This is a genomic window from Actinoalloteichus spitiensis RMV-1378, from assembly GCF_000239155.1.
Classification (GTDB): Bacteria; Actinomycetota; Actinomycetes; order Mycobacteriales; family Pseudonocardiaceae; genus Actinoalloteichus_B; species Actinoalloteichus_B spitiensis.
The window spans coordinates 1-2080 of the sequence record NZ_AGVX02000509.1 but is presented as its reverse complement, the minus strand read 5'-3'; the positions used below and the strand labels follow the sequence as shown (position 1 = coordinate 2080).

2 protein-coding genes are annotated in these 2080 nt (G+C 73.6%); both read right to left on the bottom strand.

Annotated features, from left to right (window positions below):
* Nucleotides 1-528 precede the first annotated feature (528 nt).
* Nucleotides 529-1341 (bottom strand): ABC transporter permease, encoded by an 813-nt coding sequence (locus ACTIDRAF_RS0220510; protein WP_016700596.1) that lies wholly within the window; start codon nucleotides 1339-1341, stop codon nucleotides 529-531.
* Nucleotides 1338-2080: ATP-binding cassette domain-containing protein (locus ACTIDRAF_RS30100; protein WP_016700595.1), on the bottom strand; the 743-nt coding region annotated here is incomplete at its 5' end. The genes ACTIDRAF_RS30100 and ACTIDRAF_RS0220510, both read right to left, overlap by 4 nt.

Here is a 2080-nt window from a genome sequence, read left to right as displayed (position 1 = left end):
CGGCTGCCGCCGGTCGTCGCGACCCACCGGTGGGAACGCCCGGGAGAGCTCCCGAGGTGCCGACCGGGTGCGACCGGATCCGGAGGTCCGGGAATCCCGTCGTCAGCCTGCGTCCCGGCCGTCACCGCGACGGTCGAGGCCATCGCGCGATCGGTCGCCCTGGCACCGCGCGACCGTACCTGAGGGCGCTCGTGCCTGTCCGGTTCGGACGCTCGCCGGGGCCGTTCGACCCCGCCTGGGGAGTCGTGGGGCCCCTGACCGGTCAGCGCCCGTTCACCCGCCCGGCGAGGAGCGTTCGGGCGTCCGCGGCCCGCCCGAGCCGGCGCGAGCGGCCGCACCCCCAGAGCCGGTCCCCTCGGCCAGGCCCCGGCCAGGTGGGGCCGGGGCCCGGAGGTGTCCGGCCGTCAGCGGCCGCTCGCGCCGAACTCGCGCAGCGAGTCACACAACACTGTTACTCGCGGGTCGAGAAGTCACCTGTGACGAAGGACGCGGGGCGGCGCGCCCGCCGGCGTCCCGTCCGGGCGGTGGTCAGCCGAGTGCCCGCCGTCGGTAGAGCACCGCCGCCAGCGGAACGGCCACCGCGATGATCGCGGTCCACCAGATGACGGCGGCCACGCCGGCCCCGTCGGCGGGCACTCCCAGCAGCAGTCCCCGCACGGCGTCGATGACGAGGCTGATCGGCTGGTTCTCCACGAAGACCCGCAGGGCGGTCGGCATGGTCTCCGGGGGGACGAAGGCGCTGCTGGCCTGCGGCAGGAAGAGCAGGATCGTGCCGTAGCCGCTGGCCGCGTCCACGCTGTTGGCCAGCAGCCCCAGCAGGGCCGCCAACCAGGCGAAGCCGAGCGCGAAGAGGACCAGCAGGCCGATCGCGAGCAGCCATTCCACCACTCCGGCGGACGGGCGGAACCCGACGAGGAGTCCGACCAGGATGAGGGTGGTCAACGAGATCAGCCCACGGGCCACCGTGGCCACCACGTGGCCGACGAGGACAGCCGAGGCGGGCATCGGCAGCGACCGGAACCGGTCCACGATCCCGTTCGTCATGTCCTGGCTCACCGAGCTGGTGGTGGACATCGCGCTGATGCCGACGCCGATGGCGAGGACCCCGGAGATCAGGTAGTCGACATAGGCGCCTCCGGTGTCGATCGCACCACCGAAGAGGTACCGGAAGATCAGCAGGATGCTGGCGGGCACGGCGACCGCCAGGACCACCTGTTCCGGGCTGCGCCTCAGGTGCCGCAACCCCCGCCCGACGAGGACGGCGCTCGCCGAGGCGGCCCGGTGGACCGGGGAGGGCAGCGGCGGGGCCGGCGTGAGCCAGGGCATCGTCTGAACGCTCATCGCCGAGCCTCCACGGGGGCGGGGCCAGTGGCCGTGCTGTCCTCGGTCATGGAGAGGAACACGTCGTCGAGGGTCGGCTTGCTGACCTCGAAGTCGGCCACCCGCACGCCGGCGTGACCCAACCGGCCGATCAGGTGGCCGAGCTCGTCGACCCCGTCGACCGGGACGCTCAGCCGGGTGTCCCCGGCACCGTGCCGTGCCTCGGACGGGAGCAGGAGGTGCGCGGCCTGACGCCGTTCGGCCTCGGTGGCGAAGGACAGGTCGAGGCGCGCGGTGCCGACCCTCCTCTTGAGCTGGTCGGACGTGCCCTCCGCGGTGATCCGTCCGCCGTTGATGAGGGCGATCCGGTCGGCCAGTTGGTCGGCCTCCTCCAGGTACTGGGTGGTGAGCAGGATCGTGACCCCGGTGCCCAGCAGCTCGCGGACGGTGTCCCAGAGGCCCGCCCTGCTCCTCGGGTCGAGCCCGGTGGTCGGTTCGTCGAGGAAGAGCACCGGCGGACCGCCCAACAGGCTGGCGGCCAGGTCCAGGCGCCGGCGCATCCCCCCGGAGTAGGTGCGGACGGGGCGGTCGGCGGCGTGGGCCAGGTCGAAGCGGTCGAGCAGGTTCTGGGCGTCCCGGCGGGCGGCCCGGCGGTCGAGGTGCCGCAGGCGGCCCATCATCACCAGGTTCTCCCGTCCGCTGAGCAGGTCGTCGAGCGTCGCGTACTGGCCGGTCAGCCCGATGGACCTGCGGACGGCGT

What these genes read in the sequence shown, in the direction of transcription:
- ACTIDRAF_RS0220510 (WP_016700596.1), bottom strand. Translation starts at nt 1,341, where the DNA reads ATGAGCGTTCAGACGATGCCCTGGCTCACGCCGGCCCCGCCGCTGCCC.